The following is a 4548-nucleotide window of genomic DNA, read 5'->3' as shown; positions in this document are numbered from 1 at the left end:
GGGTGGGGACCCGCGGTGAGCTGACGGTCAAGAAGTCGTCGTAGGTCAGGCCCAGGGCCAGGGCCGACGCGGTCCACGAGCCGGCCGACGTGCCGAGGGACGGTGCCGTCGCCACCGGCACCCCGCCCGCGGCGAGGCCCGCCGCGACGCCGGCGGTGTAGGCGATGCCGAACACCCCGCCGCCGCCGTAGACCATCGCCAGCGGGTGCCGCGCGGCCACCAGCGCCGGGAGCCCGTCGAGGTCGACGCTCCCGCCCCGGCTGTGGTGTCGTGCCATCTCCCAGTCCGTCCCGGCGTGAGTTCCACCGCCATCATCGGGCGGGCGGCCTACCGGCCAGTAGTGCTCTTCGGCCCGCGACGCTGGGACCTCCGCCGCCGACCTCGACGACCGGACAGGACGATCAGCCCTCCACCGGCAGGAGTGCCGCGGTGACCTCGACGCGCCCCGCGCCGTACTCCTCGTCGGCCCACGCCTGCAGGGACCCGTCGTCGGACAGCACGTCGGCATGGACGACGTCGTCGGCGGCGTACGTCGAGAGCACCCCGGGCAGCCTCTGGAGCTCCATCGAGACCTCGTTGAGCTCGGTCTCGGTGTAGCGCGCCGGGCTCACGCACAGGGCTCCACCCCACGTCTCGCGCAGCCTGGCCTCGGCGCCCTCGGCGTCCTCGGTGACCGCGACGTTGATGATCACCTTCGTCGGGTCGTTGGTGGACGAGGGATCCCGCGACGTGTCCATCCAGGCGCCGCCGAAGCCCGGGAGCCGGGTGGCCTCGGTGAAGGTCGCGTCCATCGCGGCCGGCGTGGCCTTCGCGGGGTCCTCGACGCCCCACCCGCCGTCCGGCGGCTCGCAGGGCGTGCCCGGCAGCGGCTCGGGCTCCTCGGCGAGCGCGTCGTACAGCGCGGCAGGGACCGCGTCGGTCACCGCGAAGGTGGTGCCGTCGAAGGTGCCGGTGAGCGCGAAGCTCCCCCACCTCACCCCGGCCTGGTCCTCGTGCTCGGGATGGTCGGCCCACACCCAGTCGGCCATCGGGACGCCCTCGCACTGGGGCGGGAGCGAATCGGCGACCGCGTGGCACAGCTCCGGGCCGTCGCCGTCGTCCAGCACGGTCACGAGGGTGGCGGTCGTGACCTCGCCGTCGGCGGCGGGCACGGCCGTCGGCATCGCCCCGTCCGCCGGCGCCGCGGCCGAGGAGCCCGGGCGCCCCGCGGGGTCGACCGCGCGCATCTCCTGCTCGGTGGAGCAGGCTGCGAGCGCGAGGAGGGCGACGGTGGCGGTGACGGCGGCGACGGTCTTCATGGCGGTACGACGAGGCGCGGTCACGGCGGGTTCCTCGCAGGTCAGGGCAGGCGGGTGAGCATCTCGGCCGGCGTGAGTCGCGAGCCCGTGTAGAACGGGACCTCCTCGCGGACGTGGCGGCGGGCGTCGGAGGCGCGCAGGTGGCGCATCAGGTCGACGATCCGGTGCAGCTCGTCGGACTCGAAGGCCAGCATCCACTCGTAGTCGCCGAGGGCGAACGACGCGACGGTGTTGGCCCGCACGTCGGCGTAGTCGCGCGCCATCTGGCCGTGCTCGGCAAGCATCCGGCGCCGCTCGGAGTCCTCGAGGAGGTACCACTCGTAGGAGCGGACGAAGGGGTACACGCAGACGTGGTGACGGGGCTCCTCGTCGTCGAGGAACGCCGGGATGTGCGACTTGTTGAACTCCGCCGGGCGGTGCAGCGCCATCTGCGACCACACGGGCTCGAGGCGGCGGCCGAACGCCGTACGCCGGAACGCGTTGTAGGCGACCTGGAGCTGCTCGGAGTCGGCGGCGTGCATCCAGACCATGACGTCGGCGTCGCCGCGCAGGCCCGAGACGTCGTAGAGGCCGCGGACGACCACGTCGTCCTCGGCCAGCACCTCGAGGAACGCCTCCAGGTCGGCCGCCTCGGCCGCCCGGTCGGCGTCGCCGATCACGTCACGGAGCCTGAAGACCGACCACATGGTGTAGCGGATGGTGTCGTTGAGCTCGCGGGTCCGGGCTGCGTTGCTGTTGGCCATGGGCTCATTCTGCCCGGGCGAGCGCAGCGGCCGCCCGGTGGGCGGAGCCGATCACGGCCGGGATCCCGACACCGTCGTACGCCGCCCCGCAGACCGCGATCCCGGGCGGCAGCGCGGCGCGGACCCGGGCCACGAGGTCGACGTGCCCGACGGCGTACTGCGGCAGTCCCCCGCCCCAGCGCTGGACGTGCGTGCCGACGGGAGGGGCCGTGAGGCCGGCCATCGCGCCCAGGTCGGTGAGCGACGTCGCGACGAGCGCCTCCTCGGGCTGTCGCAGCGTGGCCTCCTCACCGTGCCGGCCCAGCGAGGTGCGCAGCACGGCCAGCCCGTCGCCCGCCCGGCGGACCCAGTCCCACTTGGCGAAGGAGAACGTGCTGGCCTTGATGCCCCGCGCCTCCACCGGCGGGACGAGGAAGCCCGAGCGGTCCGCCAGGTGCTCGACGGCCGCCGCGTCGAAGGCCAGCGTCACCACCGCGACGCTCGCGGTCTCGATGCGCGCCAGGTCGCGCGCTGCGCCGGGGGCGACCTCGTCGAGCAGGCGGGCGGTCGGCGCCGCGGGGGTCGCCAGGACGACCGCACGCGCCGTGAGGGTCTCGGGGGCGGCGGCCGAGCCGACCGTGAGCCGCCACCCGCCGGGCACCTGCTCCAGGCGCCGGACGGTGGCCGACGTCCGCACCTCCAGGCCGTCCGCGAGCCTCTCGGCCAGCCGACCCATGCCGCCGGCGACACCGGCGAAGACGGGGGCGCCGGACGGCACGATGACGGCGGCCTGGTCGAGCAGGGAGCCGCGCCGGGCCATGGCCAGGAGCTGGGGCACGGCCGCAGCCGCGGAGATCCGCCGCGCACTGCCGGCGTACACCCCACCCAGCAGCGGCTCGACGAGCCGCTCCACGACCTCGTCCCCGAGGCGGTCGGCGACGAGGTCTCCCACCGAGACGTCGCCGTCGGCGACGGCACCGACACGCTCCACGCTCGCCCGGGCCAGGCCCTCCGGCGAGAGGACCCCGCTCGAGGCGAGGTCGTCGAGGTCGAACGGCACGCCCATCAGGCTCCGCGGCAGGCGGCGCAGGGCACCGCGCGACCAGACCTGGGAGGCCGCGGGCGTCGGGTGCACGACCTCGATGCCGAGGTCGTGCGCGAGCGCCACGCCCTCGGGGCGACGGGCCAGCATGGCCTCCGCGCCGACGTCGACGGTGACCCCCGCGACCGACTCCCGCCGGAGCTTGCCGCCCACCTGGGGCGAGCCCTCGAGGACCAGCACGTCCCGCCCGGCGGCGACCAGGTCGCGGGCGGCGGTGAGACCACCGATCCCGGCACCCACCACGACGACGTCCCGCACGCGGCCAGCCTGCCATGCGGCCGGCGCCGGGCAACGATCCGGTCACGGCGTACGACGCGAGGGAACCGCCACCGCCCGGCCCGGCGTCCGACGCCCATGACCACTCACCCGCACCCCGCCCGGCGGACCCGCCGGCTGCTCGGCCTCGTGGCCGCGATCTCCATGACGGCCGCGCTGGCCGCCTGCTCCTCCGGTGGCGGCGCGTCCGACTCCTCGTCCGGGTCCGACGCCGGGGCGTCCGCCTCGGAGGTCTCCCCCGCCGAGCAGGAGGACTCGTCGCGTGGCGCGGCGGCCCAGGACCGGAGTGCCGACACCGACGCCGCCGGCGACACGTCGAGCGCGAGCGGCGGCGCACCCGCCGGCGCGAACCGCCCGCCCGCGGTGTCGCAGCGCCAGGTGATCTCCACCGGCACCGTGTCCCTGACCAGCGACGACGTGCGGGAGGCCCGGCGCGACGTCCAGCGGATCGTCGACGCCGCGGGTGGCGAGGTCACCGAGGAGCAGACCGACACCGACGAGGACGGGCGACCCGTCTACGCGCGGTTGGTGCTGCGGGTGCCCGCCGGCGGCTTCGGGGACGCGATGACCGCCCTGGAGGGGGTGGCGGACCTGCGTGGCTCGGACCGGTCGTCGGAGGACGTCACCACCCAGGTCATCGACACCGACGTGCGGGTGCGGGCACAGGAGGCCAGCCTGCGGCGGGTCGAGCAGCTGCTCGCCCGCGCCCAGGGGCTCAAGGAGATCATCTGGATCGAGTCGCAGCTCACCAGCCGCCAGGCGGAGCTCGACTCGCTCGAGGGCCAGCAGGCCTGGCTCGCCGACCAGACCCGCGACTCCACGATCGTGGTCGACATCAGCCGCACACCCGACGACGAGGAGCAGCCGAAGGAGGCCGACGCGGGCTTCCTCGCCGGCTTCAGCGGCGGCATGAAGGCCCTCGGTGCGGTCGCGGTCGGCGTGGCCACGATCGCCGGTGCCCTGCTGCCGTTCGTCGCGGTCCTGGCCCTGCTCGGGGTGCCGGTGTGGGTGCTCGTGCGCCGGGCGGCCCGCCGTCGCCGTCCCTCCGCGACGCCGCCCGCCGCGGCCTGAGCCGACGCCATGGAGAGTGGTCTCCCCGGCGACCGCTCTCCAAGGCGTCCCACCGGGCGGCCCTCAGGCCGCGTCCCCG

5 protein-coding genes are annotated in these 4548 nt (G+C 75.5%); 1 reads left to right on the top strand and 4 read right to left on the bottom strand.

The genetic code is table 11. The features are described from left to right. The 4 genes from ACXJKL_RS15250 to hemG all read right to left on the bottom strand — a co-directional run. Window positions 1-277, bottom strand: a 277-nt coding sequence (locus tag ACXJKL_RS15250) for a hypothetical protein (protein ID WP_457207884.1), incomplete at its 3' end; no start/stop codon positions are given. A gap of 124 nt (window positions 278-401) precedes the next feature. Continuing rightward, a complete protein-coding gene (locus ACXJKL_RS15245) occupies window positions 402-1322 on the bottom strand; it encodes a hypothetical protein (RefSeq protein ID WP_457207883.1) in 921 nt (306 codons plus the stop codon). Between the two features lie 17 nt (window positions 1323-1339). Beyond that, entirely contained in the window at window positions 1340-2041 is a 702-nt protein-coding gene (gene hemQ, locus ACXJKL_RS15240) for a hydrogen peroxide-dependent heme synthase (protein WP_457207882.1), read from the bottom strand. 4 nt (window positions 2042-2045) lie between these two features. After that, complete coding sequence (gene hemG, locus ACXJKL_RS15235) at window positions 2046-3380, bottom strand: protoporphyrinogen oxidase (protein ID WP_457207881.1); 1335 nt, start codon at window positions 3378-3380, stop codon at window positions 2046-2048. A gap of 96 nt (window positions 3381-3476) precedes the next feature. On the opposite strand from hemG, the gene ACXJKL_RS15230 reads away from it, so the two are divergent. Beyond that, window positions 3477-4469, top strand: coding sequence for a DUF4349 domain-containing protein (locus ACXJKL_RS15230; RefSeq protein ID WP_457207880.1), 993 nt, complete (start codon window positions 3477-3479; stop codon window positions 4467-4469). Window positions 4470-4548 lie beyond the last annotated feature (79 nt).

This window comes from Nocardioides sp. P5_C9_2, from assembly GCF_054049555.1.
This window is presented reverse-complemented; position numbering and strand designations above follow the sequence as displayed.